The 25829-nt window shown below is 59.0% G+C and carries 21 protein-coding genes; 18 read left to right on the top strand and 3 right to left on the bottom strand.

Annotated elements, in window-relative coordinates:
• The first annotated feature begins 243 nt into the window (after positions 1-243).
• From PA598K_RS11575 to PA598K_RS11655, 17 genes are all read left to right on the top strand, one after another.
• The gene (locus PA598K_RS11575; RefSeq protein ID WP_128657107.1) at positions 244-2790 is read left to right on the top strand and encodes a beta-mannosidase; all 2547 of its coding nucleotides are present in this window, start codon (positions 244-246) and stop codon (positions 2788-2790) included.
• A 301-nt stretch (positions 2791-3091) separates the two neighbouring features.
• The gene (locus tag PA598K_RS11580; RefSeq protein WP_128657108.1) at positions 3092-5161 is read left to right on the top strand and encodes a bifunctional aldolase/short-chain dehydrogenase; all 2070 of its coding nucleotides are present in this window, start codon (positions 3092-3094) and stop codon (positions 5159-5161) included.
• A 26-nt stretch (positions 5162-5187) separates the two neighbouring features.
• On the top strand, positions 5188-5556 hold the full coding sequence (locus PA598K_RS11585; RefSeq protein WP_128657109.1) for a sensory rhodopsin transducer: 369 nt from the start codon (positions 5188-5190) through the stop codon (positions 5554-5556).
• A 52-nt stretch (positions 5557-5608) separates the two neighbouring features.
• Complete coding sequence (rhaI, locus tag PA598K_RS11590) at positions 5609-6829, top strand: L-rhamnose isomerase (RefSeq protein ID WP_128657110.1); 1221 nt, start codon at positions 5609-5611, stop codon at positions 6827-6829.
• Positions 6826-8298 (top strand): rhamnulokinase, encoded by a 1473-nt coding sequence (gene rhaB, locus PA598K_RS11595; RefSeq protein WP_128657111.1) that lies wholly within the window; start codon positions 6826-6828, stop codon positions 8296-8298. The genes rhaI and rhaB overlap by 4 nt, the downstream gene beginning before the upstream one ends.
• A gap of 22 nt (positions 8299-8320) precedes the next feature.
• A complete protein-coding gene (locus PA598K_RS11600; RefSeq protein ID WP_128657112.1) occupies positions 8321-9085 on the top strand; it encodes a DeoR/GlpR family DNA-binding transcription regulator in 765 nt (254 codons plus the stop codon).
• A 529-nt stretch (positions 9086-9614) separates the two neighbouring features.
• Positions 9615-10037 (top strand): BlaI/MecI/CopY family transcriptional regulator, encoded by a 423-nt coding sequence (locus PA598K_RS11605; protein WP_128657113.1) that lies wholly within the window; start codon positions 9615-9617, stop codon positions 10035-10037.
• Entirely contained in the window at positions 10037-10888 is an 852-nt protein-coding gene (locus PA598K_RS11610) for a M56 family metallopeptidase (RefSeq protein WP_128657114.1), read from the top strand. The genes PA598K_RS11605 and PA598K_RS11610 overlap by 1 nt, the downstream gene beginning before the upstream one ends.
• Before the next feature lie 183 nt (positions 10889-11071).
• Positions 11072-11464, top strand: coding sequence for a DoxX family protein (locus PA598K_RS11615; protein WP_128657115.1), 393 nt, complete (start codon positions 11072-11074; stop codon positions 11462-11464).
• 204 nt (positions 11465-11668) lie between these two features.
• Positions 11669-12679: a hypothetical protein gene (locus tag PA598K_RS11620; protein WP_128657116.1), complete on the top strand. Its 1011-nt coding sequence runs from the start codon at positions 11669-11671 to the stop codon at positions 12677-12679.
• A 145-nt stretch (positions 12680-12824) separates the two neighbouring features.
• Positions 12825-13865 (top strand): LLM class flavin-dependent oxidoreductase, encoded by a 1041-nt coding sequence (locus PA598K_RS11625; RefSeq protein WP_128657117.1) that lies wholly within the window; start codon positions 12825-12827, stop codon positions 13863-13865.
• A gap of 142 nt (positions 13866-14007) precedes the next feature.
• Positions 14008-14976 carry an aldolase catalytic domain-containing protein gene (locus PA598K_RS11630; protein WP_128657118.1) on the top strand — a complete coding sequence of 323 codons (969 nt, stop codon included), beginning with the start codon at positions 14008-14010 and terminating at the stop codon, positions 14974-14976.
• A 35-nt stretch (positions 14977-15011) separates the two neighbouring features.
• Positions 15012-15722 (top strand): FadR/GntR family transcriptional regulator, encoded by a 711-nt coding sequence (locus PA598K_RS11635; protein ID WP_128657119.1) that lies wholly within the window; start codon positions 15012-15014, stop codon positions 15720-15722.
• 175 nt (positions 15723-15897) lie between these two features.
• Positions 15898-16629: a (Fe-S)-binding protein gene (locus tag PA598K_RS11640; RefSeq protein ID WP_128657120.1), complete on the top strand. Its 732-nt coding sequence runs from the start codon at positions 15898-15900 to the stop codon at positions 16627-16629.
• A complete protein-coding gene (locus PA598K_RS11645; RefSeq protein WP_128657121.1) occupies positions 16626-18098 on the top strand; it encodes a LutB/LldF family L-lactate oxidation iron-sulfur protein in 1473 nt (490 codons plus the stop codon). The genes PA598K_RS11640 and PA598K_RS11645 overlap by 4 nt, the downstream gene beginning before the upstream one ends.
• Positions 18095-18889, top strand: coding sequence for a LutC/YkgG family protein (locus PA598K_RS11650; RefSeq protein ID WP_128657122.1), 795 nt, complete (start codon positions 18095-18097; stop codon positions 18887-18889). The genes PA598K_RS11645 and PA598K_RS11650 overlap by 4 nt, the downstream gene beginning before the upstream one ends.
• 154 nt (positions 18890-19043) lie before the next feature.
• Positions 19044-19634 carry a hypothetical protein gene (locus PA598K_RS11655; RefSeq protein ID WP_128657123.1) on the top strand — a complete coding sequence of 197 codons (591 nt, stop codon included), beginning with the start codon at positions 19044-19046 and terminating at the stop codon, positions 19632-19634.
• A gap of 12 nt (positions 19635-19646) precedes the next feature.
• On the opposite strand, the gene PA598K_RS11660 is transcribed toward PA598K_RS11655, so the two are convergent.
• On the bottom strand, positions 19647-19952 hold the full coding sequence (locus PA598K_RS11660) for a hypothetical protein (RefSeq protein WP_128657124.1): 306 nt from the start codon (positions 19950-19952) through the stop codon (positions 19647-19649).
• A 205-nt stretch (positions 19953-20157) separates the two neighbouring features.
• Here PA598K_RS11660 and PA598K_RS11665 point away from each other — a divergent pair, with 205 nt between their 5' ends.
• Complete coding sequence (locus PA598K_RS11665) at positions 20158-22281, top strand: putative bifunctional diguanylate cyclase/phosphodiesterase (RefSeq protein ID WP_185601848.1); 2124 nt, start codon at positions 20158-20160, stop codon at positions 22279-22281.
• 130 nt (positions 22282-22411) lie between these two features.
• Here the strand turns inward: PA598K_RS11665 and PA598K_RS11670 are convergent, their stop codons facing one another.
• A complete protein-coding gene (locus PA598K_RS11670; RefSeq protein ID WP_128657126.1) occupies positions 22412-23449 on the bottom strand; it encodes a ribonucleotide-diphosphate reductase subunit beta in 1038 nt (345 codons plus the stop codon).
• Positions 23450-23485: 36 nt separating this feature from the next.
• Positions 23486-25711 (bottom strand): ribonucleoside-diphosphate reductase subunit alpha, encoded by a 2226-nt coding sequence (locus PA598K_RS11675; RefSeq protein ID WP_128657127.1) that lies wholly within the window; start codon positions 25709-25711, stop codon positions 23486-23488.
• Positions 25712-25829 lie beyond the last annotated feature (118 nt).

The following is a 25829-nucleotide window of genomic DNA, read 5'->3' on the forward strand; positions in this document are numbered from 1 at the left end:
CCTCCGAGGGTGTCGGCAGCTGGACGTTTATCGGTACGCTGGCGATTGCTGCCGGCTGCTTTGTGGCGATGGTCAAGTTTCGCCTCCATCCGCTGCCAGTGATGATCGGCTCGGCGATTGCAGGCATCGTGTTATTTTAGGTTATCGAGCGATTGACCAGAACTGTTAGAAGTGTTAGTATTCTCGTGTAATTATGAACTAATAAAAACACAATATACTAACAAAAATAACTGGAGGCTGGCCATGGGCGAGATGAAATGGACGATTGGCAATTGGGAGTTCAAGAGCTGCGAGGAGGAGAAATGGCTGCCCGCGCAAGTGCCGGGCTGCGTACATACAGACCTGTACCGCAACGAGCGCATCGCAAATCCGTTCTACGGCACCAATGAGCATCGACTGCAATGGATCGATAAACAGGACTGGGAATACCAGTCTCGCTTCGAGGCGCCGGCGGAGCTGCTCGGCCATACGCGCATCGAGCTCGTGTTCGAAGGACTGGACACGTACGCGGACGTCTCGCTGAACGGCCATGCGATCCTGTCGGCCGACAATATGTTCCGGTCCTGGCGAGTCGATGTCAAGCCGTACTTGATCGAAGGCGCCAATACGCTGCATGTCCGCTTCCGCTCGCCGATCCAGGAGGATCTGCCCAAGCTGCGGGCGCTTGGCTACGCGCTGCCAGCGAGCAATGATCAGTCCGAGCTGGGCGGGCTCGGAGATGACAAGGTAAGCATATTCGCCCGCAAGGCTCCCTACCACTATGGCTGGGACTGGGGACCGCGGCTCGTGACGAGCGGCATCTGGCGCGAGGTGCGGCTGGAGGGATGGAGCGGCGTCCAGTTCGGGGATCTCTATATTCGGCAGGACGAGGTGAGCGCCGAGCGGGCGCAGCTGACCGCAGTCGCGACCGTACGCGCCGAAGCGTCGGGAGCGGCCGAGCTGACCGTGACGGCTGCGGGACAGACTTGGCAGCGTACAGTCGACTTGAAGGCCGGTGACAACACGGTGGAGCTGCAGCTCGATCTCGCCGAGCCTCGACTCTGGTGGTGCCGGGGGCTCGGCGATGCGCATCTCTATACATTCCGGGCTATCATCGACCGCATGGGCCGGACGTCGGAGCGCGAGGCGCGCACCGGACTGCGGAAGGTGCGGCTCGTACGGGAGCAGGATCGCGATGGCGCGACGTTCTACATCGAGCTGAACGGCGTGCCGGTATTCGCCAAGGGTGCCAACCATATCCCGGGCGACAGCTTCGTCACGGAGATGACGTATGAGCGCTATCGTCATGAGGTTGCTTCTGCCGCAGCCTCCAATATGAACATGCTGCGCGTTTGGGGGGGCGGCATTTACGAGCAGACGGCATTTTACGAGCTGTGCGACGAGTACGGCATCCTCGTCTGGCAAGACTTTATGTTTGCCTGCAGCATGTACCCCGGCGACCCGGCGTTCCTCGACAATGTGCGGGCCGAGGCTGAGGAGAATGTCAAGCGACTGCGCAATCATCCTTCGATTGCCCTCTGGTGCGGCAACAACGAGATCGACTCGGCCTGGGCGCAGTACAACGAGCATGGCGGTTGGGGCTGGAAGAAGGCATTCACGCCGGAGCAGCGTGACAAGCTGTGGGCAGACTACGAAGCGGTGTTCCATGACATCCTGCCTGCTGCTGTCTCGTCTTTTGCGGACGGCATCGACTACTGGCCGTCCTCGCCGATGCAGGCGCTGACTCGCGATAAGGAACAGCATGCGACGAGTCGCTCCTCTGTGGGCGATATCCATTATTGGGGCGTCTGGCATGCGGGAGATCCGTTCGACGATTATAACGTTAATATCGGTCGCTTCATGAGCGAGTACGGATTCCAGTCCTTCCCGGAGTACAAGTCTGTGCGCACCTATGCCGAGGAGTCCGACCTTGCGCTGGAGTCGGATGTGATGCTGGCGCATCAGCGCAACGGCGCAGGCAACCGGATCATCAAGCAATACATGGACCAGTATCTGCCGGAGCCCAAGGACTTCCCTGCCTTCCTCTATCTGAGTCAGGTGCTGCAGGCGGAGGCGATGAAGACGGCGATCGAGGCACACCGGCGCCGCAAGCCGTATTGCATGGGGACATTGTACTGGCAGATGAACGACTGTTGGCCGGTCGCCTCGTGGGCGGGCATGGACTATTATGGCCGCTGGAAGGCGTTGCAGTATTATGCGAAGCGCAGCTTCCAGGATACGATGCTGTCGATCGACGGCAGCCAGGACGGCCAGGTCGGCATCCATCTGCTGAACGACACGCTGGCGGCGGTCGAAGGCGAGCTAAAGCTGGCACTGTTCGACTTCGACGGCAAGCGGCTAAAGGAGGAGAGTCTGCCTGCCGCCGTGGCTAGCAATAGCGCATCGTTGATCGTGTCCCGTGACACAGACGAGCTGCTGGCTGGAGCGGACCCCGTGCGGACGGTGCTGGTCGCCGAGCTGTGGCGTGGCGCGGAACGGCTGGACAGCCGGGAGCATTACTTCGTCCCGGGCAAGCAGCTGACGCTGTCTGCGGCTCAGGTCGAAGCGCGCGAGGTGGAGGGCAGCGGCGGTACGCAGTTCACGCTGACGACCGATACGCTGGCCAAGCAGGTGTGGCTGTCCGCCGAGGCGGAGGGCGTGTTCTCCGACAACTTCTTCGATTTGTTGCCGGGACAGCCGGTCACCGTCACTTTCGAGAAGCGCGACGACGAAGCGCAGCCTTTTGCGATCGGACAGCCGGGAGCGCTGAGCGTTCGTTCGATGGCGGATTTTATTCGGAGTGAAGCCTAGCTGCAGATGAGCAGCGGCGAAGAAGTGTAGAAGCGCAGAAGTACTTTTAAAGTGGATACAGGGCGGTGCGGGAGTAAGTTCCCGCATCGCTCGTTTTTGTTACTGGTTTATTTCAACTTAATGAGTCTTGCATTGCGTCTGAGGTCAGCGAAAGCCGGGTCATTCTGTGCAAGAATAAAATGATAGCGCTCTCTTCAAGGAATTCGGACAAAAATAAGGGTATTCAAAGCAAAATTCGCATGCTATAATGGGCACAAACAGAAATAAACAAACATAAAACAAAAATGGAGGCATAATTATTATGGTACAAAGCTTGTGGGATGACCAAAAGGCTTCGCAGCAGAAAACAGGGCTGGACCAGCTCGTCTATCGTTCCAATCTGATCGGTACGGATCGCCGTGTGTGCAACTGGGGCGGCGGCAATACGTCGACAAAGACGATCGTCCAGGATTTCCGCGGCCGCGATGTCGAAGTAATGTATGTGAAGGGCAGCGGCTCCGACCTCGCGACGATGAAGGCGGCTAACTTCACCGGTCTGCGAATGGAGGATATCCGGCCGCTCATCGAGAAGGACGAGATGCCGGACGAGGAGATGGTCGCTTACCTGGTCAACTGCATGATCGACAGCAAGCACCCGCGCGCCTCGATCGAGACGCTGCTGCATGCCTTCCTTCCCTTCAAGCATGTGGACCATACGCATCCAGATGCAATCATCAGCCTGTGCTGCGCTGACAACGGCCAGGAGCTGGCCAAGGAGATCTTCGGCGACCGCTATGTGTGGGTACCCTACGTAAGACCTGGCTTCACGCTGTCCAAGATGATCGCCGAAGGCGTGCGGAACAACCCTAACGCCGAGCTCGTGCTGATGGAGAAGCATGGTCTGGTCACCTGGGGCGAGACGTCGGAGGAGTGCTACGCACAGACGATCAAGATCATCAGCGAAGCGGAGGCATTCATCGAAGCTCGCGTCGAGGAAGCGAAGCTGTTCGGCGGCGCCAAGTACGAGACGCTGCCTGAGGCGAAGCGCCGCGAGCTGCTCGGCGAGCTCATGCCGGTCATCCGGGGTGCGGTAAGCCAGGGCCAGAAGATGATCCTCAGTTACGATGACGGCGACGACGTGCTGCAATTCGTCAATAGCCATAATGCAGGCACACTGTCCCAAGTCGGCGCAGCTTGCCCGGATCATCTGGTCCATACGAAGATGGTGCCGCTCTATGTCGAGTGGGACCCGGCATCCGGCGACATCGCCAGCCTGAAGGAAGCTGTTCAAGCAGGCATCCGCGCTTTCGAGACCAAGTACGTGGCGTATTTCGAGGCCAACAAGCATATCGGCGACAAAATGTTCGAAGCTGCGCCGCGCGTTATCCTGATCCCTGGCATCGGCATGGTCAATACGGGCAAGAGCTGGGCGATGTCGCAGGTGAGCGGCGCGCTCTACCATCGGGCAATCGCAGTTATGCGCGGCGCGACCAGCCTTGGCGAGTTCGTCTCGCTGAGCGAGAATGAGTCGTACAACGTCGAATACTGGCCGCTCGAGCTCTACAAGCTGTCGCTTGCTCCGGCCGAGGCGGAGTTCTCCCGCAAAATCGCCTTTATCACTGGCGGCGCCGGCGGCATCGGCAGCGAGACGGCTCGTCGTCTCGTCTCCGAAGGCGCGCATGTCGTGCTGGCCGACCTGAACCTCGAGGGCGCGCAGAAGGTAGCGGACGAGATCAACGGCGCTTACGGCGAAGGCCGGGCGATCGCGCTCAAGATGGACGTGACCAAGGAGGAGGAGGTGCAAGCGGCCTTCGCGGACACCGCGATCGCTTATGGCGGCGTGGACATCCTGGTCAACAATGCCGGACTTGCAACCTCCAGCCCGTTCGACGAGACGTCGCTCAAGGAGTGGAATCTGAACATCAACGTGCTCGGTACCGGCTATTTCCTGGTCGCTCGCGAAGCGTTCAAGCAGATGAAGGCGCAGCAGATCGGCGGCAACATGGTATTCATCGGCTCCAAAAACTCGATCTACGCTGGCAAAAACGCCTCGGCCTACAGCGCAGCGAAGGCGCTCGAGGCTCATCTGGCGCGTTGTATCGCCAGCGAGGGCGGCGAGTTCGGCATCCGGGTCAACACCGTACTGCCTGACGCCATCCTGCAAGGCTCGGCGATCTGGAATTCCAACTGGCGCAATGAGCGGGCGGCCGCTTACGGCATCGAGCCGGACCAACTGGAGGAGTACTACCGCAAAAGAACGACGCTGCTGGTCAACATCTACCCGAGCGACATCGCCGAAGGCATCGCCTTCTTCGCATCGTCCCGCTCGGCCAAGACGACAGGCTGCATGCTGACGATCGACGGCGGCGTACCGGCAGCTTTTACAAGATAAGCAAGTTAAGTTAGGAGGCGAGCGCTATGCGCACGAAGGGGGCGCTGCAGTGGATCATACCCGACTGTTATATCCCTGCAGTCAGCTCCGGCGCGCTGGTGAGCCACGAATCGATCTGTGTGCTCAACCTGTGCCCGGAGGATGCCCTGCTGAGCATCACGGTCTTCTATGAAGACCGTGATCCGCTCGAGGACATCAAAGTATATGTGGCGGGCCGACGCACCAAGCATATCCGCACCAGCTCGCTCAAGAAGGACGGCGAAGCGATCCCGGTCGGCGTGCCGTATGCGGTGGAGGTGACCAGCGATGTGCCGGTTATTATCCAGTACAGCCGCCTGGACTCGACCCAGTCGGAAAACGCCTTGATGACGACGATGGCTCATCCGCTCCTGTAGGAGCATGTCCGGCATAGAGCATCTATATTAAAATGGTAGAGGAGAATATACGATGACAGATCGCGCATACCAGCTTTTCGAGGAGCAGCAGCAGGCACGCGGCATCGACCTCGGAGCTGTCAGACAACAATTGAAATCGCTTCAGATCGAGACGCCCTCCTGGGGCTATGGCGACTCCGGCACGCGCTTCAAGGTGTTCCCAAAAAACGGCGTGCCTCGCAACCCGTTCGAGAAGTTCGATGATGCGGCTCAAGTACACAAATATACCGGCGCCTGCAAATCGGTCGCCATCCATATCCCGTGGGACAAAGTCGACGACTACGACAAGCTGCGCAGCCATGCCGAAAGTCTGAATCTGTCGATCGGCGCGGTCAATCCGAACCTGTTCCAGGACGAGGAATACATGCTGGGCAGCGTCTGCCATACCGATGCAGCAATCCGTCGCAAGGCGACCGAGCATCTGCTGGAGTGCGTCGACATCGCCAAGGCAACCGGCTCGCGCGACATCAGCCTGTGGTTCGCCGATGGCACCAACTATCCGGGTCAAGGCAACATCCGCAAGCGCAAGGCGTGGATGCATGAAGCGCTCGCCGAGATGTATGCGGCCTTGACGCCGCAGATGCGGATGCTGATCGAGTACAAGACGTTCGAGCCGGCATTTTACCATACCGACCTGGCAGACTGGGGCATGTCGTTCAATATGGCGAACAAGCTCGGCCCGCAAGCGCAGGTGCTGGTCGACACGGGGCACCATGCCCAAGGGATCAACGTTGAGCATATCGTCGCTTACCTGATCGACGAGCAAAAGCTCGGCGGCTTCCACTTCAACAGCCGCAAGTACGCAGACGACGACCTGATCGTCGGCACGATCAATCCGTATGAGCTGTTCCTGATCTTCTATCAGATCCTCGAGGCGTCGCAGGACGACCAGGGCGCGATCCGCGATACTGTGAGCAATATCGCCTATATGATCGACCAGTCGCATAATATCGAGCGCAAAATCCCGGCGATGATTCGCTCGGTGCTCAACGTGCAAACCCAGTATGCCAAAGCGCTGCTGATCAATCATGACGAGGTGCGCGCGGCGCAGGAAGCGGGCGACGTACTGGCGGCCGAGGACGCGGTGCGCAAGGCGTCGGAGTTCGATGTGACGCCTCTGCTGCAAGCGGTGCGCGAGGAGCAGGGCTTGCCGGCTGACCCAATGAAGGCGTATCTGGAGAGCGGCTACGAGGAGAGCATCGCGCCTCGCGGCAAGGGCGGTGCCAGCTGGTGAGCAGCGTCATCGCCTTCGACCTTGGCGCGAGCAGCGGCAGAGCGCTGATCGGCACTTTGGCGGACGGCAAGCTGACGGTCCAGGAGGTGCACCGCTTCGCCAATGATCCGGTGCGGACCGGCAAGCATCTGCATTGGGATATCCTGCGGCTGTACCACGAGATCAAGCAGGGCATCATCAAGGCGAGACAGCAAGGTCTGGCCTTCTCCAGCATCGCCATCGATTCGTGGGCCGTCGACTTTGGCCTGCTGGATCGACATGGCGAGCTGCTCGGCAATCCGTACCACTATCGCGACCATCAGACAGACGGAGCGATGGCGGAGGTGTTCGCGCAGGTGCCGGAGCAGGAGCTGTTCGGACGGACCGGCATCCAGTTCCTGCAGTTCAACACGATCTTCCAGCTCCACGCGATGCGGCAGCGCGGCTCGGTGACGCTGGAGCAGGCGGAGCGGCTGCTGATGATCCCGGACCTGCTGCGCTATTACCTGACCGGGGAGCAGACGAGCGAATTCTCCAACGCGACGACGACCCAACTGTATGATCCGCAGCGGATGGACTGGGATCGCGAGCTGATGACGCGGCTCGGCCTGCGTCCCGAGCTGTTCGCGCCGGTCGTCATGCCAGGCACGGTCGTCGGCCAGCTTCGCCCAGAGCTGGCGGAGGAGCTGGATGTCCCGGTCTGCCCGGTCATTGCGGTGGCCGAGCACGATACGGGCTCCGCTGTCGCGGCTGTGCCGGCGGGCGAGGCGCCGTTCGCTTACTTGAGCTGCGGCACCTGGTCGCTGATGGGGACCGAGGTGTCGGAGCCGGTGCTGACCGAGCGCGCCCGCGAGCTGAACTTCACCAACGAAGGCGGGGTTGGCGGCACCTTCCGTCTGCTCAAGAACATCATGGGGCTGTGGATCATCCAGGAGTGTCGCCGCATCTGGGTGCAGGAGGGACAGGACATCGGCTTCGCAGAGCTGGTCGAGCTGGCACGCGCCGAGCAAGCGTGCGTCAGTCTGATCGATCCGGATGACGATGCGTTTTTCAACCCTGCGCATATGCCTTCGGCCGTCCAGGCGTATTGTCGCCGCACCGGCCAGCCGGTGCCCGAGACGCCAGGCGCGATCATCCGTTGCGTGACGGATTCGCTGGCGCTCAAGTACCGCTATATCCTGGGCCTCACGTCCGAGCTGGCAGGTGTAGCGTACGGAGGGCTGCATATGGTCGGCGGCGGCATCCAGAATCGTCTGCTCTGTCAGCTGACGGCGGACGCGATCGGCAAGCCGGTCTGGGCCGGACCTATCGAGGGGAGCGCGATCGGCAATATTCTGGTACAATACATGACATTGGGCAAGATTACGACGATCGGTGAAGCGAGACAGATCGTTCGCGACTCCTTCCCTATGGAGATCTATGAGCCGCAGAATTCGGCGGTATGGGATGAGGCGTACGCGGGATTTGTGCAGCTAACGGGGCTGCGCTAACGAATAGCGGGAGGTGAGAGGGATGCTCGTCATGGAGCGGTATGAGCGAATCGTGCAATGGGTCAATGAGCGTGGCAGCATCCGGGTGTCGGAGCTGAGCGAGCTGTGTGGCGTGACGGAGGAGACGATCCGTCGGGATCTGGATCGGCTCGAGCAAGCCGGACGCCTCAAGCGCAGTCACGGCGGAGCTGTCAGCATCAAGGAGCAGCAGCACGAGACCCCGCATACAGAACGGGAGATCGCGCATATGGAGGAGAAGAAGCGGATCGCCGCCGAGGCGGTGCTGCTCATCGAGCCGCGCGATCGGATCATTCTCGACGCCAGCACGACAGCTTGGTACATGGCCTCGATCCTGCCGGACATCCCGCTCACGGTGCTGACCAACTCGATCCAGGTAGCGATCGCGCTGAGCGCCAAAGAGCGGGTGGAGGTCATCTCCACGGGCGGTACGCTGGCGCCGCGATCGATGTCCTATGTCGGCCCGCTTGCCGAGCGCTCCCTGGAGTCCTATCATGTCGACAAGGCGTTCATCTCGTGCAAGGGCATCCATCTGGAGCGAGGCATCAGCGAGACCAACGAGCAGCAGGCGATCATCAAGAGCCGGATGATCGGGATGGCCGAGCAGGTGTATTTGCTGGCGGACTACAGCAAGTTCGGCCTGAAGACATTCGCGCATGTGGCGGACCTGACCAAGGTGGACACGATTATCACCGACGACAAGATCGACGACGTCTTCCAGGCGCGTCTGCGCGAGCTCGATGTGCGCGTGCAGATCGCGGCTTTGTAGTTCGCAGGCCGCAGCCTAGTCGCCGACATCCGCCGTTTTTCGGTGAGAATTGGCGACGTTTAGGCGCTGGCTGCCGATCTATTCGTCGAGCACAGCGGAACTCTGACGCATGTCCCATAGCGGGCATGCGTTTTTTTGATGTGTTTCATTGGTCATAGATAGGCGAAGGAACATACATCACCTTATTTCGCCCATTTTGCTGAGTTTCGAGGTTTGAAGGAACATGAGTAACCTTATATGTGGCAAAAACACGCAAAACCGGGGTGGACGAGCCAAATAAGATTACCTATGTTCCCAACATCGCTCAAAATCGCAATAAGTGGCCAAATAGCGATACCTATGTTCCTTTGGATGCGCGTTGTGTTCCTTTGGACGCGCTATCTTGCGTTGTGTTCCTTTGGACGCGTGCTCTCTTGCGTTGTGTTCCACTGGCAGTTGCGTTTGCACGCATAGTTTGCATATCGCCACAGGGGCATTTGACAAGCCCGAAGCGTCTGCACTACAATACGTAGTGTGAGGGGTGGGATAGATGAAGATAGAGAATTTCAAATATCACGAGAGGGGGATGAATCGTTTCTTTGGCCCCTTGGAGGCCCGCGTGATGACGATCCTGTGGGATCATCCGGAGCTGACGATCAAGGATGTGCAGCATCAGCTCGAGCTGCGCCAGGACAAGCCGCTGAGCTTTAATACGGTGATGACGGTGATGAATCGCTTGGTCGACAAAGGTTTTCTGGAAAAGCTGCGGGTACGCAAAGCCTCGTTGTATCGACCGACGCGCTCGCGCGAGGAGTTCCTGGAGGCCCAGTCGAAGGAGCTGAGCGGAGAGCTGTTGGACGAGTTCGGCCCCTTGATCGTCAATCATATGGTGGATGCGCTCGACGAAGTCAACCCCGATCTGCTGGACCAATTGGAAAAGCGGATTCAACAACTAAAAAAGGAACGATCCTGATGTGGCATAATCGATCGCGCAACGCTTTTGCTCTCTCGATGCTCATCTCGGGCATCGTATCGACTCAGATGCTGCTCTACGCGTGCCATCTGATTTGGGGATGGAATCTGGAGAGCAATTTGTTTCAATGGTGCAATATGTGGATGCGGTCGATGGGAATTTTCTCGATTGCTTATCTGCTGGATGCGCTCGTCCTGATGACGCTGGCAGCTCTGGCATTCGCGGTGCTCCGGCAGACGTGGATGCTGCATCGGGCCGGACAGAAACTGGCCGGCAGTGTAGACATCCGGGCGACGAAACGGCTAATGATGAAGTATGGCGAGGCGACGGAAGGGCGATTGCTGGTCATCCATGCATCGGCGCCGTTGGCGTTTGCGATGGGCTTCGTCAAGCGCCGCGTGGTGCTGTCTACCGGGATGCTGGCGATGCTGGATGAGGAAGAGGAGCGCGCAGTGATCCTCCATGAGCTCCATCATCTGCGGCATCATGATCCGCTGAAGACATTCCTGATGCGTCTGCACGCCTCCGTATTCTGCTATATCCCGCTGCTGCGCTGGCTGGCTGACAGCTATCACCTGGCGAGAGAGATTCTCGCAGATGCTTATGCCTCTGGCCAACAGGGAAGCGAGGCGCATGTCGGCAGCGCTCTGCTGAAGCTGATCCGTGCAGGTCAGACTCGTCCCCAGCCTTATGCGCATGTGTCGTTCGCCGAGCATGCGGTCAACTATCGCATCCGCATGATCCTCGATCCGCGACAGGACGTCAAGCTTCGAGTGCCTTGGCCAACTGTATTGTACTCGACGATATCTGTTGTGGCGCTGATGTCGCTCCTGCTGTGGGCGATCGTCTAGTAAGTTCGCTATGAAATGCCGTTCCGATCTGCGTTGCGAGGAGAGGGGGCTTCCGATCGCTGCTGCCTCCTCTCCACGCTTCATTCTTCGTTTATTTAGGGTTCGCTCTACTAGGCCTGTTATGGCGCTGTAATACACAAAAACACTACGATGCGTAGTGTGAATTGGAGAGGAGAATGTTGTATGAAGACATCGTATGTTGAGGTGGGAAGCCTGATCATTCGGATCGGGCTGGGACTTATTTTTTTGGTGCATGGCTGGCAAAAGTTTCAGGGGGGAATTGACGGTACCGTCGGCTTTTTTGAAAGCTTGGGCATCCCGGGGTTTATGGCGTATGTCGTCGCATTGGTCGAGCTGGTCGGCGGTATCTGCATGATGATCGGGCTAGGCACGCGTCTCGTCAGCATCGCCTTCCTGATCATCCTGCTGGTCGCAACCTTCACCGTCTCATGGGGCGGCGGCTTCTCGGGCAATGAGCTGCATCTGGCGCTTGGGCTGATGACGTTGCACCTGCTCGTCGCGGGCAGTCGGGTGGCTGCTGTCGATACGCGTCTTGGTCGCAGCAAGTCGGCCTAAGTACGAAGTACGGGTTGGTTGCGTCCGGTTGCTGCATAACATGCGTTTCATCGCGAAGACTATAGCCGAGGAGTAGCGGCTGTTCCGCCCGACTGCTGACGAGGGTATGCTGAGTTCGAAGCCGCAACTTCGGATTCACCTGCATCGTCAATAGGGTAAGAAAGTGCAGAGAGTCTTCTGCGCAAAAAGGAGCTGAGAGGCGCGATGAAGCGAATTGCCTGGACCAGACTGATGTTGGTGGCGGTGCTGGCCTCAGCCATAACGGCGACGGGGTGTACAAAAAGCGAACCAAGTCCGGAACCCGTCGACCCAACCGAGCCTGTAGAGCAACAACCGCCCGCACAGGAGGAAGAGGACGCCGAGGCCGAGCTCCGCGAGCAATGGGAGACGGTCAAGGATGAAGCAAATGAAGCAGCAGAGCTGATCGCCTTTGTCGATTCGCGACTGTCCGAGGCTTCGAACGAGTTGGCGGATACGATGATTCGCGACATGTTCGCTTTTTACGAGGATGATCTGGAGCGGACGCAGGAGCAGTTTTTCAGTGAAGACCTGCAGCCGGTGCTGGCCGGCCTTCAACTGCCTGTGACTGAGGACGATGTGGATGCGATACCTGATGAAGCCGTTCGCGACCTGATTCGTACCAAGCTGGCGGGCAATTATAAATTGATTACGACGGAGGGCTCGTATTTTCCGATCGTCGATTATGGCGCATTTCGCAACTATACGGAAGCCCTCAGCTACGATCTGGCGGCTTACATCGAGCTGAAGGCGCTGGAATCGGACTACATGTCGGCAAGCGACGGCGGTCTGATCATCAGCTGGGACGATGTGGCGCTCCGGCTGTTGGCGGCGGAGGACTATCTGAAGCTGTACCCGGGCACGCCCGAAGCCAAGGAAGTAAGGACGCTGCTCGTCAAGGACTACATGGACAAATACTTTTACGGGATGAACAATACGCCTAACTTTGACTATGAGACGCTCAAAGTGAAGGAGGAGGCTCAAGCCAGCTATCAACGCATAGCGGAGGAGCACCCGGATACGGTAGTCGGTCAGCTCGCCCAACGCTTCCTTGATGTATTGGCGGAGACCGGGGGGAGCGTCTACAAGGGTACGCCCGAGGATCGTCAGGACATCCCGGAGATCAAAGACTTCCAAGACCGTCTGGACGCGGCGTTTGACCGCTTGCTGGAGGAGCGCCGAGCCAGCCTGTCATAAGAGGACCAACCTTCAGGCCCGCCTGTTCGGGAGCAGCTCACAATAACCTAAGTGGAGCTGCTGCGACAGGCGGGACTTGACATTTTGGCGCAAATGAGTCATAGTATAGCTACTTAATAAAAGTTAGTAAAGGGGAGCTATATAAATGGAAATCGGTATCAGTACATTCGTAGAAACCTCGCCCGATCCGCAGACCGGCGAGGTGATGAGCCATGCCCAGCGACTGCGCGAGGTCGTCGAGGAAATCGTCCTGGCTGACAAGGTGGGACTGGATGTGTATGCGGTCGGCGAGCATCACCGGGAAGACTATGCGGCCTCCAAACCGGCGCTGGTCCTCGCTGCGGCTGCTACGCAGACCAAGCGTATCCGTCTCAGCAGTGCGGTGACGGTCCTCTCGTCTGACGATCCGATTCGGGTGTTCCAGGCGTTTGCGACGGTGGACGGACTGTCGGAGGGGCGGGCGGAGATTATGGCGGGCCGCGGCTCGTTTATCGAGTCATTCCCGCTGTTCGGCTACGATCTGAACGACTATCACGAACTGTTCGAGGAGAAGCTGGCGCTGCTGCTGCGCCTTCGCGAGAGCGAAAAGGTCCAGTGGCCGGGCGGCAAGCATACGTCGGCGATCCCGGGTCTTGGCGTGTACCCGCGTCCGGTGCAGAGCCCGCTGCCGGTATGGATCGCCTCGGGCGGCACGCCGGAGTCGGTCGTCCGCGCCGGCCAGCTCGGCCTGCCGCTGGCGCTGGCGATCATCGGCGGTCAGCCGGCGCAGTTTGCGCCGCTCGTCCAGCTCTACAAGCGCGCTGCCGAGCGCGCCGGTCACGACCCGAGCAAGCTGACGGTCGCCTCCCATTCGCACGGCTTCGTGGCCGATACGAACGAGCAGGCGGTCGAGCAGTTTTTCCCATCGACGCAGAGCGTCATGAACAAGATCGGCCAGGAGCGCGGCTGGCCTCCGTACACGCGCGATTCGTACGATGCCGCGCGCAGCCGCCAGGGCGCGCTCTATGTCGGCGATCCCGAGACGGTGGCGACCAAGATCATCGATCTTCACCGCAACGTCGGCATTACGCGCTTCCTGATCCATATGCCGCTCGGCACGATGCCGCATGACCAGGTGATGCGGGCGATCGAGCTGCTCGGCACCGAGGTCGCGCCGCGCGTCCGCGAAGCGCTGGCCAGTCAGTAACGGCAAGTTTAAGGGCCTTCCTTCACGGATGGCCCTTTTTGTCGCGGCTCGCCCTACTTTAGCTTTGCGTTCAAGGCTGCTTTACAGTATGATGGAAAGAATGATGGAATCATTGAATTTATGTTAAAGGGGCAACGAAGCGATGAATGCAAAAGCAGCAACCAATTACAAAATTGTCGACTGCACAATCCGCGACGGCGGACTCGTCAACAACTGGGACTTCAGTATCGAATTCGTCCAGCATCTGTACAACAGTCTGAACGAAGCTGGCGTGGAATATATGGAGATTGGCTACAAAAACTCGCCGAAGCTGCTCAAGGGGGCCGACGCCGCCGGTCCATGGCGCTTCCTCGACGACGACTTCCTGCGCAAGGTCATCCCGCAGAAGCTCGACACCAAGCTGTCCGCGCTGGTCGATATCGGCCGCGTCGACGAGAGCGACATCCTGCCGCGCGAGGAGAGTCTGCTCGACCTGATCCGCGTCGCCACTTACATCCAGGATGTGGACAAGGCGCTCGAGCTGGTGAAGCTGTTCCACGAGCGCGGCTATGAGACAACATTAAACATTATGGCGCTCTCCAACGTGATGGAGCATCAGCTGCTGGAAGCGTTCGAGCAGATCAATGACAGCGTCGTCGACGTCGTCTACATCGTCGACTCCTACGGCAGCCTTGCGCCGAGCGACTTTAACCTGCTGGTGGACAAGTTCAAAAAGCATCTGCCGAAGAAACGTCTGGGCGTGCATACGCACAATAACATGCAGCTGGCGTTCGCCAACACGCTCGTCTCGGTCGACAAGGGCGTCGAGCTGCTGGACGCTTCCGTCTATGGCATGGGCCGCGCCGCTGGCAACTGTCCGACGGAGTTGCTGGTCGCCAATCTGAAAAATCCAAAATACAACGTCCGTCCGGTGCTGGACATGATCGAGCAATACATGCTGCCGCTTCGCGAGAAGGAAGAGTGGGGCTACATCATCCCTTACATGATTACCGGCATGTTCGACGAGCATCCGCGCTCGGCGATGGCGCTGCGCAGCACGGCGGACAAGGATCGCGTCGTCGACTTCTATGACAAGCTGACGACGCCTGAGGTTTCGCCTGGACAAGCCTAAGCAGCACGTACCATCCTCAGTCGGAGGAACAAGCCATGCAACAATTCGGCAAGATCAGAACGCAAAAAATCTATGAGCAAATCGCCGAGCAGCTGCAGTCGCGCATCGAACAGGGCGGCTGGGTAAGCGGCGACAAGCTGCCCTCGACCAAGGAGCTGTCCGAGCAGTTCCGCGTCGGCCGCTCGACGATGCGCGAGGCGCTGAGCGCGCTCAAAGCCAAAGGCTTGATCGAGATCCGTCAGGGCGAGGGCTGCTTTGTCCGCGAGCTCAGTCCGACGGAGCTGGAGCTGCCGGAGCTGCTCTTGCCCGGCAAGGAGTCGGTGCTGGAGCTGCTCGAGGCGCGCAAGGCGCTGGAGATTGCCGGCAGCGCGATCGCAGCCGTCAAGCATACCGACTCGGATCTGGCGGCCTTGCAGACGCTGCTCGGGAGTATGAAGGCGCATATCGGCGACGAGACGGCTGGCGAGGCTGCGGATCTGCGCTTCCACCAGTTGCTCGTGGAGGCGACGCATAACAGCATTATGGTGCGGCTGCTCGAGTCGATCTCCGCGCAGATGGAGGCGGCGATCCGCGAGACGAGACGGCTGCAGATCTATAGCAATGCCGAGGTGTCGCATCGCCTGTGGGAGGAGCATCAGGCGATCTATGATGCGGTCGCCCGGCGCGATCCTCCAGGGGCGGAGCAGGCGATGCGCAGCCACCTCGATCACGTCGAGCGGGTGCTGAGAGCCTATCTCAAAGGGTAGTCGGCGCTGAGCAATAGATCACGGATTTTGTTCAACAAGTCCGCTTTCGATCACGAGTTGATCATGGAAGGCGGGCTTTGTTGTGATTTTTTTTGTCATCCCCCTTTTCTTTTTCACAGATGTCTGATAACCTGATAACATATGAATTATACATTGCATGCAGAGGGGTTCAGCCATGAAAGTATCATTGTTTGTCACCTGTCTGGCGGATAATCTGTACCCAGAGGTTGTTGAAAGCGTTGCCCGCATATTGACCGATTACGGCTGCGAGGTTGATTTCCCCGAAGCGCAGAGCTGCTGCGGTCAACCAGCGTTCAATAGCGGCTATCAGGACGAGGCGCGCGAGGTGTCGCGGCAGTTGATCCGGGCGTTCGAGCATAGCGATTATGTCGTCTCTCCGTCCGGCTCCTGCGCCGGCATGGTGCATCATTTCTACCCGTATCTGTTCCGCGATGAGCCGGAGTGGGCAGCCAAGGCGGAGGCGCTGGTCGGCAAGATGTACGAATTCTCGCAATTTCTCGTCGGTGTGCTCGGCGTGACCGATGTCGGCGCATCCTTCCCGCACAAGGTTACGTATCACCCGTCGTGCCACGGGATGCGACTGCTCGGAGTGAAGGATGAGCCGATGCAGCTGCTGTCCGCTGTCGCCGATATCGAGTATCAGGATCTGCCCAGTCGCGACGATTGCTGCGGCTTTGGCGGCACCTTCGCGATCAAGATGGCTGACATGTCGGAAGCGATGGTATGCGAGAAGGCAGCTAATGTGTGCAAGTCAGGAGCAGAGGTGCTGGTCGGCACGGATATGGGCTGCATGATGAATATCGGCGGCCGGCTCAACAAGGAAGGCAAGCCGGTGCGGGTCATGCATCTGGCGCAGCTGCTAGAGGAAGGGAGAGCGAAGCGATGAGTGGACATGGCAATACGGCGGTAGACGAGCGGATCGGCAGCGGGCTGAAGTCGCGGACGAAGCATGCGCTGAACGACGAGTTCCTGCGCAAGGCGGTCGCGTTCACAACCGACAAGCTGAAGAACGGCCGGCTCCAGGCGATGGACACGTTTGGCGACTGGGAGGCCTGGCGCGAGCGCGGGCGGGCGATCCGTTCGCACACAATCGCCAACCTCGATTATTATCTCGGACAGTTCGCGGACAATGTCGTCCAGGGCGGAGGGAATGTATACTTCTGCAAGGAAGGCAAGGATGCGGTACGGACATTCATGGACATCGCCGAGCGCAACAAGGCGAAGCTGGTCGCCAAGGGCAAGTCGATGGTGTCCGAGGAGATCCATTTGAACCAGGAGCTGGAGAAGAAGGGGATCGAGGCGATCGAGACCGATCTGGGCGAGTATATCCTGCAGCTGGCCCGCGAGACGCCGTCGCATCTGATCATCCCGGCGATCCACAAAAACAAGCAGCAGATCGCCGAGCTGTTCACCGACGCCTCGGGCGAGCACTTCGAGCCGGAGACTAAGGTGCTGGCCGAGTACGCTCGCAAGAAGCTGCGCAATTACTTCCTGGAGGCGGATATCGGGCTCACCGGCTGCAACTTCGGCGTCGCCGAGTCGGGCTCGATCACGCTCGTCTCCAATGAAGGGAACGGCCGCATGGTGTCGACGTTGCCCAAAGTGCATGTCGTCGTCATGGGCATGGAGCGTCTCGTGCCGACCTTCGAGGACCTCGAGGTCGTGCTCAACCTGCTCGCCCGCAGCGCCACCGGGCAGAAGCTGACGACGTATACATCGATCCTGACCGGACCGAGGGCGAGCGGCGATCTGGACGGCCCGGAGGAGCTGCATGTGATCATCCTCGACAACGGCCGTTCGGAGCAGCTCGGCGACCCGATCTTCCAGGAGGTGCTGAACTGCATCCGCTGCGCTGCCTGTCTCAATGTGTGTCCGGTATATCGCCATGTCGGCGGCCATACGTATGGCTCTGTCTATAGCGGGCCGATCGGCGCGGTGCTGACGCCGCTCCTGCAGCAGGATATGAAGGAAGCGGGTACGCTGGCCTATGCCTCCAGCCTGTGCGGGGCTTGCTACGAGGCGTGTCCGGTGAAGATCCCGCTCCATGACATGCTCGTCCATCTGCGACATCGCAAGGTGAAGATGAAGCTGACGTCGCTGCCGGAGCGGATCGCCTTCAAGTCGTATCAGACGATCTTCGGCAACATCAAGCTCTACAAGCTGGCGACCAAGTCGGCCTACTATATGCAGAAGCCGCTCGTGCGCGACGGCATGATCAAGGCCGGCCCGCCGCCGCTCTCGGGGTGGACGCAGTCGCGCTTCATGCCGATGCTGCCCAAGCAGTCGTTCCGCGACAAGTGGGGCGCGCTGCAGCAGGAGCTGGCGAGCAGACGGAAGGAGGGAGGCAAGCGATGAGCACTTCGTCCGAACGACGCGCGCCCGGCAGGATGACCGGTCGCGACGCCTTCATGACCCACATCGCCTCCCGTCTGGGACGCCGGACGCCGGGCCAGACGCCGCCGGAGCGGCCGTTCAAGGGAGCGCCGGAATTCTACACGCAGCGCCAGATGACGCAGGAGGAGCATATCGAGCAGTTCATGGCCAACTGGACGGCGCTGAGCGGCAAGGTGCTGGTCGTCAGCGAGGCGGAGGCGCCTGCCGCGGTGGCGGCCTATATCCGTCAGATCTGCGAGGAGCACGGGATCACGCGGATTACGCGCTGGGAGCATGAGGCGCTGATCGCGCTTGGCTTCGACGGACCCGTCCGCGAGGCGGGCATCGAGATCGTACCGTGGCGCGAGGACGGCGCGGATGGCATCGAGCCTGGGGCGTCGCCGAGCGGCGTGGGCGGAGTGTGGCAGCAGCGAGAGCGGCTGCTGCGGGCTACCGAGACATGCAGACTTGGCATCGTCTGGCCAGATTACGCCGTCTCCTCGACCAGCTCGCTGGCGTTGTTCAGCCATGGCGGCAAGGGACGCTCGGTCAGTCTGCTAACGGACGCCCTGCTGGCCGTGTTCCGCGCAGATCAGCTGGTGTTCCGGATCGGCGAAGCGTTCGAGCAGTTCAAGCAACGCTATCCGGACGCGGTCGACATGCCGGCCTCGCTTAATCTGATCACCGGCCCGAGCCGCAGCGCCGACATCGAGAACGATCTGACGATCGGCATCCACGGCCCGGGCAAGGTGCACGCCGTCATTATTCGATAACAGACTGTCAGACACCTGGGCGGCAGGACTGTCTCCACCTCGACGGGTGGGGCAGTCCTTTTTCATGTGGCACGACACGCATCGCCGGGTAATGGTACAATAGGCGGGGGATTCACGAGTTTTATACATAAAGCGATCAAAGGAGGAATTATATATGGCTGGAACGACAACAATCGAAGATATCGTGGCGGTGCTGGAGGCGAGACGGCCGTTGCAGCCGCTGCAGCCCAGGCGCATCTGGGACGAGGCGCTCGATCGGCAGATCGCGGAGCTGCGCATCCACGACTTGGGCGCGCTCGCCGGCGAGACCGACAAGATCTTGTCCATCCAGGCGGGACTGCATCTGTGGAATGATAGCCTGGACCGCTCGCATACGCTCTCGCAGGATCTCGAGCATCCGACCGGCAGCTACTGGCATGGCATCATGCATCGGATGGAGGGTGACTTCAGCAATTCGAAATACTGGATGCGCCAGGCGGGCGAGCATCCCGCGATGCTAGAGCTGCATCGCGAATCACAGCAGTGGCTGCGTGAGCATGGCCAACTCGAATCGCTGGCAGAGAGTGAGGCCCTTCGCATTCTGTTTGCGTTGCGAGATGGAGAGGCATGGGACCCCTACCGTTTCGTGGACGCCGTCGAGCGGCTGCAATACGATAGCCAGCCCGACGATCAGGTTCGTCAGGCGTTGGAGCAGCTGCAGTATATCGAGATGCGCTGCTTGCTCCGCTACTGCCTCGCGGCGTAGCGGGATGCTGCATCACAGTCCTGTGATCTCGCCCTCGCCGCGGATCGCCGCCGCCTGATGCCGGGGGTTGGCATGCAAATAGCCGCTCCCGGTCAAGCGTTTGCCGCCGACGGTGATCAGCTCCAGCTCGATGCCGATCTCCTCGGCGGTATAGAAGTGTTGCAGCAGCGCGTCATCGGCGATGCCGTCTACATCCAGATACCATAGCCTCGAGCCCATTTCGGTAACGACGACGAGCTGCGCGGACGCGAAGGTCGGCTGCCAGGTCTGGCGCTGCGTCGAACGGATGAGAATTTCGGCCAGTTCATATTGCTCCACTCAGATCCCTCCTTCATTAATTCTTCATTTACATTATCCGGGGCGCGTCCGCTTGTCAAATCGCTGCTCAATCAGATGGTTATTACAGGAAAAGAAAAGCTGGACAAGCGCTATCTCTTTGCTCCAATATAAAGAGGTCGCCCGTTATCGAGATCGAGAAGCCGGCGCCAACACACGCTTAAAGCTATCGTCTCGGGAGGAACGCATGTCCATTAACAGCGCAGAGAAGAAAACGATCTGGACGGCGGTGCTGGCCGTTCTCAGTCTGGTCGCTATATTGGGATTGCAAGACTGGTTGTATACCGACTTTGATTTGCATGCCTATATGCTGTTTCACAATGGCATTGAATATATTACCTACGGTATCGGCTTCTCCATGCTACTGCTGGGCAGCATCTTCTTCGTTCATACGTTGACTGCACATCGGCTGTATCTGGCAGCGCTGTATCTCATCGTCGGGATGATGGAGATTATGCATGTCTGGACCAATGAAGGGATGCCGCGGCATATGCCAATCGGCGATACCTCAGTTGGGCTGGTCTTCTCTGAGCTCGCCCAGGCGGTGGGAGCTGCAGGGCTATTTCTGATTTTTCGGACTCGTGACCGACCGGTGTCGGCGAGCCGGCGGCTGCCTGTACTGGCCGCTTCGGCGACGATCGGCATACTGCTCATTCTGACGATCAACACGCTCACGCTCCGTTGGGGAGACGCGCTGATGAGCGGCGAGTCGTGGATCGCCATCCGAACCTTGTCGGTGACGATAACCTTCTCCTGCCTCTCGATGGCGCTCTTTACGATCCTGTACCGCAACCGGACGGAGCGCCCGCCAGCGCTGCTGACGATCGTGCAAGCGCTGACGTGGCAGCTGGCTGCGGCAACGGCGATTGCGCTGTCGCAGACGACGACGGACTTCTATATGGTGGTCGGTCATCTCTACAAGCTGATCGGTTACTGCTATCTGATCAAAGGAATCTACCTCGTATCGGTGGAGGAGCCGTATCGTCGACAGAAGCTCGCAGAGGAGCGGATCAACTACCTGGCTTACCATGATGAGCTCACCGGACTGTCGAATCGCCGGCTGCTCTCCGAGCAGATGAATCGGGAGCTATCGGCGGCTCGTGAACGCAGCTCGATGCTGGCGGTGCTGCTGCTCGATGTCGACCGGTTCAAAACGATCAACGACTCGCTTGGCCATCGTGTCGGCGATCGCATCCTGAACGCAGTGACCGAGCGGCTGCTGGCTGTTGTAGAACGTCGGGAGCATGTGTTCCGGATGGGCGGCGATGAATTTACGATCCTCCTGACTGATCTGGCCTCGCGGGCGGAGGCAGAGGAGACGGCTGCCCGGATCGTCCAGAGCTTCTCGACGCCGATTCCGATGGAGCATAGCGAGTATCATATCACGGTCAGTGTCGGCATCTCTTTCTATCCCGAGGATGCCGACAATGTCGACGATCTGATCAAAAATGCCGACATCGCCATGTACAGCGCCAAGGCGCTCCGCAACGAATACCGGCTGTTCACGCCCGGCATGAATACGAAGGCGGACGAGCGGCTGCTGCTGGAGAACGACATGCGGCGGGCGCTGGAGCAGCAACAGTTCTACCTGCTGTATCAGCCTCAGATGGAGCTGAGTACGGGGCGAACGCTCGGAGCCGAGGCATTGATCCGCTGGCGTCATCCCCAACGAGGCGAGCTGTCGCCGATCGCGTTCATCCCGATCGCCGAGGAGAACGGGATGGTGCTGCAGCTCGGCGAGTGGGTGCTGCGGGAGGCTTGTCGGCAGAACAAAGCGTGGCAAAACCAAGGCCTGCCGCCGATCACGGTATCGGTCAATCTGTCGATGCGTCAGTTTGCCCAAGCCGATCTGGTCTCCCGGGTGCAGGCCATTCTGGAGGAGACCGCGCTGTCTCCCCAATACCTTGAGCTGGAGATTACAGAGAGCATGACCTCGGATGTCGATCATGCGATCGTCACCTTGACGGAGCTGAAAAAGCTGGGCGTGAAGATCAGCATCGACGACTTCGGCACGGGCTACAGCTCGCTGCTCTATCTGAAGAAGTTCCCGATCGACAAGCTCAAGATCGACCGTTCCTTTGTCTTCGAACTGACGGTAGGCAGCAGCGATGCGGCAATCGTCACAACGATAACGATGATGGCGCGCCAGCTCGGTCTGCGGGTGACCGCCGAGGGCGTAGAGAACAGCGCCCAGCTTCAGTTTTTGCAGGAGCTGCAATGCGACGAAGCCCAAGGCTACTATTTTGCCAAGCCGCTGCCGACCGAGGAACTCCAGCGTTGGCTGGAGCTAGCGGGCGTTACGAGCGCCTAAGCGCCTCGGGGGAGCGTTCCGTTTGCAGCCGAATAAGGCCTAGGGCGAGCATGACATGCCACAAGCCCCTCCCTCACAGCAACGTGAGAGAGGGGCTTGTTTTTGCATAATGCAGGTTACTGACACAGCTTTACAGATCGCCCCAGTTCAGGTTGGACGACTTGCTGTAGTTGGTCACCTTCTGCTCGAAGAAGTCGGTCTTCATGCCGTTCATGTTGCTGAAGCTCTCGACCCAGCGCATCGGATGCTCGGTGATCTCCGGGTAGAGGATGTCCAGCCCAAGCTTGCGCAGTCGCTCGTTGGACAGGTACTTGATGTACTGGTCGATGATCTCGTTGGTGATGCCGGCGATCTGGTTGTTCGTGATGTACTGGCCCCATTCGATCTCGTGCTCGACGGCAGTCTTCATCATCTGACGCAGCTCCTCGACCAGCACCGGCGTGAACAGCTCGGGGTTCTCCTTGCGCACCTCGCGGAAGATGCCCTGGAACAAGGCCAGATGCGTCAGCTCGTCGCGCTGGATGTACTTGATCTCGGATACGGTGCCGAGCATTTTGCCCTGGCGGCCGAGCGCGTAGAAGAAGCTGAAGCCGCTGTAGAAGTAAATGCCCTCGAGAATGTAATTCGCCATAATCGTCTTGACGAGATTTTGCGAGGACGGGTTGGCGATGAAGTTCTCGTACAGGTCAGTGATGAATCGATTGCGCTTGAGCAGGTTTTTGTCCTCGCGCCACAGGTTGTAGATCTGGTCCCGCACCTCCGCCGAGCAGACGCTGTCGAGGATGTACGAGTAGCTCTGGCTGTGCACTGCCTCCTGGAACGTATGGACCGTCAGGATCAGATTGACCTCCGGCGCGGTGATGTACTCGTTAATATTGGGCAGGTTCGCCGTCTGCAGCGAGTCCAGGAAGATCAGGAAGCTGATAATCTTGTCGTAGCTGTTGCGCTCGGAGAGCGACAGGTTCCGGTAGTCCTTGGCATCCTGAGCCAGCGGGATCTCCTCAGGGATCCAGAAGTTGTTCATCATCGTCCGGTACATCTTGGTCGCCCAGTCATACTTGACATTGTTCAGCTCGATCAGGTTGGTCGTGTTGCCGCCGATCATCTTGCGCTTGCCCCAGTCGCGGTCGCCGTCCTCGTTGAACAGCTTCTTGCGCTGCAGTTCCATACTCATCCTCCTCAAAATGTACAGATTAACAATTATTTATGAGCTGCAGCTTTCGCAGTCGTCGACTTCCAGACTCTTGTTACGGACGTAGTAGACGGTTTTGAGTCCGTTCTTCCAGGCTGCCATGTAAAGGTCCAGGAACTCCTTGGCCGAGTAGTTCGGCGTGATGTACAGGTTAAAGGATTGTGCCTGATCGATGTGGCGCTGGCGCTTGCCGGCGGCCTTGATGCTCCAGTGCTGATCGATATGGTGCGCTTCCTTGTAAAACCAGAACGTCGCATCGCTAAGATTCGGCGCCGTTTGCGGGATGACCGCGTTTTTCTTCTCCTCGACGAAAAACTTGTTGAAGATCGGGTCGATGCCCGCCGTCGAGCCGGCGATCAGCGACGTCGATGCGGTCGGCGCGATCGCGAACATCCAGGCGTTGCGGACGCCGTGCTCGGCGACCTGCGCCTTCAGCTCCAGCCACTCGGGGCTCGTATAGTCGCGCTGCTCGAAGTAGGCGCCGGTCTGCCATTCGCTGCCCTCGAATACCGGATACGCGCCTTTCTCCTTGGCGATGCTCATCGATGCCTTGACGGCGCAGTAGTTGATCCACTCGTAGAGCTCGTCCACCCGCGTCAGATGCTCCTCGCTCTCCCAGGCGATGCTGTTCAAGGCGAGCCACTGATGATAGCCGCTTGTGCCGAGGCCGACGGCGCGGTACTTCTTGTTGGTGATCTCTGCTTGCGGCACAGGATAGTGGTTCAGGTCGATGACGTTGTCCATCATCCGCATCTGGCAGGTAACGACCTCCTCGATCTCTTCCTTGGTGCGCGTGCGGCCCAGGTTAAGCGAGGAGAGGTTGCAGACGACATAGTCGCCGCTCTTGATCTGCGTCGTGATGATGCCGTCCTCGTGCGTCGTCTGGATGAACTCGGTCGGGCTCATGTTCTGGCAGATCTCGGTGCACAGGTTGGAGCAGTAGACGATGCCCTTGTGCTTGTTCGGGTTGGCGCGGTTGACCGTGTCGCGGTAGAAGATGAACGGCGTGCCCGTCTCGAACGAGCTGGTCAGGATCTTCTTCATAATCTCGATCGCCGGCACTTCCTCGCGGCTCAGCGATTCATTGGCGACGCAAGCCTCGTAGCGAGCTTCCCACTCCTCGCCCCAAGCGTCCTCAAGCGACCAGCCCATATATTCGCGCACCTCGAGCGGGTCGAACAGACACCAGGTCTCGCGTTCCTCGACCTTGCGCATGAACAGATCGGGGATGCAGACGCCAGGGAAGATGTCATGCGCCTTCATCCGGTCGTCGCCGTTGTTGGTCTTCAGGTTCAGGAAGTCAAAGATATCCTTGTGCCAGACATCCAGATAGATGGCGACGGCGCCGGAGCGTACGCCGAGCTGGTCGACTGCAACCGCCGTGTTGTTGTAGTTTTTGATCCACGGCACGACGCCGCCGGCGACGCCCTTGTATCCGCGGATGTTGGAGCCGCGGCTGCGTACCTTGCCGATGTAGATGCCCATGCCGCCGCCGAACTTCGATACTTGCGCGAAGCTGGAGTCGACATGATAGATGCCCCACAGATTGTCCGGCACCGTATCGATAAAGCAGCTCGAGAGCTGGTGGAACGGCTTGCGCGCATTGGCCAGCGTTGGCGTAGCGACCGTCATTTGGAGGCGGCTCAGGACGTCGTAGAATTTTTTGGCCCAGTGGAGCTTGTCCTGCTCCTTCATCGCCAGATGCATCGCCACGCCCATGAACATCTCCTGCGGCAGCTCGAGGATATCGCCGCCGTAGCCCTTGATCAGATAGCGGTCGGCGAGCGTCTTCAGGCCGATATAGTTGAAGAGATAGTCGCGCTCCGGCACGATGTAGTTGCCCAGCTCCTGGATTTCTTCGCGGCTGTAATGCTCGAGAATATAGGCTCCGTACAGCTTCTTGTCGGTCAGGTAGGTGAGCAGCGAGTAGAAGTCGCCATAACCGAAATAGCCGTACTTGCGATTAATTTGCGATTCTTTGTATAGATCGTATACGAGCAGCTTGGCTGCGACATACTGCCAGTTAGGCTGCTCGATGCTCGTCTTCTCGACGGCGACCTGGATGAGCGTGCGCTGTACTTCCTTAGTCGTAATATTGTTGCGGAAGTAAGGGAGCAGCGCCGTCTCGAGCTCCAGCGGGTCGCAGCCTTCAAAGTCGACGCAGGCAAAATCGATGACCTTTTTCAGCTTGGAGAAGATGAGTTCTTCCTTCTGGCCATTACGTTTGATAATATCCAATTGCTAGTGTCACTCCTTATGTAAGGACTCTCCTGAAAGAGACCATAAGATACAATATATTGTAGCATGATTGAAATCAGGGCCCAAGATATTGCGATATTCAAGAAAAGGGACAATT

The organism is Paenibacillus sp. 598K (assembly GCF_003851045.1).
Classification (GTDB): domain Bacteria; phylum Bacillota; class Bacilli; order Paenibacillales; family Paenibacillaceae; genus Paenibacillus_D.

Coding starts and splice junctions, on each gene's coding strand:
- PA598K_RS11635 (WP_128657119.1), top strand. CDS start 15,012: ATGCAACAATTCGGCAAGATCAGAACGCAAAAAATCTATGAGCAAATC.
- PA598K_RS11615 (WP_128657115.1), top strand. CDS start 11,072: ATGAAGACATCGTATGTTGAGGTGGGAAGCCTGATCATTCGGATCGGG.
- PA598K_RS11605 (WP_128657113.1), top strand. CDS start 9,615: ATGAAGATAGAGAATTTCAAATATCACGAGAGGGGGATGAATCGTTTC.
- PA598K_RS11585 (WP_128657109.1), top strand. CDS start 5,188: ATGCGCACGAAGGGGGCGCTGCAGTGGATCATACCCGACTGTTATATC.
- PA598K_RS11625 (WP_128657117.1), top strand. CDS start 12,825: ATGGAAATCGGTATCAGTACATTCGTAGAAACCTCGCCCGATCCGCAG.
- PA598K_RS11640 (WP_128657120.1), top strand. CDS start 15,898: ATGAAAGTATCATTGTTTGTCACCTGTCTGGCGGATAATCTGTACCCA.
- PA598K_RS11665 (WP_185601848.1), top strand. CDS start 20,158: ATGTCCATTAACAGCGCAGAGAAGAAAACGATCTGGACGGCGGTGCTG.
- PA598K_RS11645 (WP_128657121.1), top strand. CDS start 16,626: ATGAGTGGACATGGCAATACGGCGGTAGACGAGCGGATCGGCAGCGGG.
- PA598K_RS11620 (WP_128657116.1), top strand. CDS start 11,669: ATGAAGCGAATTGCCTGGACCAGACTGATGTTGGTGGCGGTGCTGGCC.
- rhaI (WP_128657110.1), top strand. CDS start 5,609: ATGACAGATCGCGCATACCAGCTTTTCGAGGAGCAGCAGCAGGCACGC.
- PA598K_RS11580 (WP_128657108.1), top strand. CDS start 3,092: ATGGTACAAAGCTTGTGGGATGACCAAAAGGCTTCGCAGCAGAAAACA.
- PA598K_RS11630 (WP_128657118.1), top strand. CDS start 14,008: ATGAATGCAAAAGCAGCAACCAATTACAAAATTGTCGACTGCACAATC.
- PA598K_RS11670 (WP_128657126.1), bottom strand. CDS start 23,449: ATGGAACTGCAGCGCAAGAAGCTGTTCAACGAGGACGGCGACCGCGAC.
- PA598K_RS11655 (WP_128657123.1), top strand. CDS start 19,044: ATGGCTGGAACGACAACAATCGAAGATATCGTGGCGGTGCTGGAGGCG.
- PA598K_RS11575 (WP_128657107.1), top strand. CDS start 244: ATGGGCGAGATGAAATGGACGATTGGCAATTGGGAGTTCAAGAGCTGC.
- PA598K_RS11650 (WP_128657122.1), top strand. CDS start 18,095: ATGAGCACTTCGTCCGAACGACGCGCGCCCGGCAGGATGACCGGTCGC.
- PA598K_RS11610 (WP_128657114.1), top strand. CDS start 10,037: ATGTGGCATAATCGATCGCGCAACGCTTTTGCTCTCTCGATGCTCATC.
- PA598K_RS11600 (WP_128657112.1), top strand. CDS start 8,321: ATGCTCGTCATGGAGCGGTATGAGCGAATCGTGCAATGGGTCAATGAG.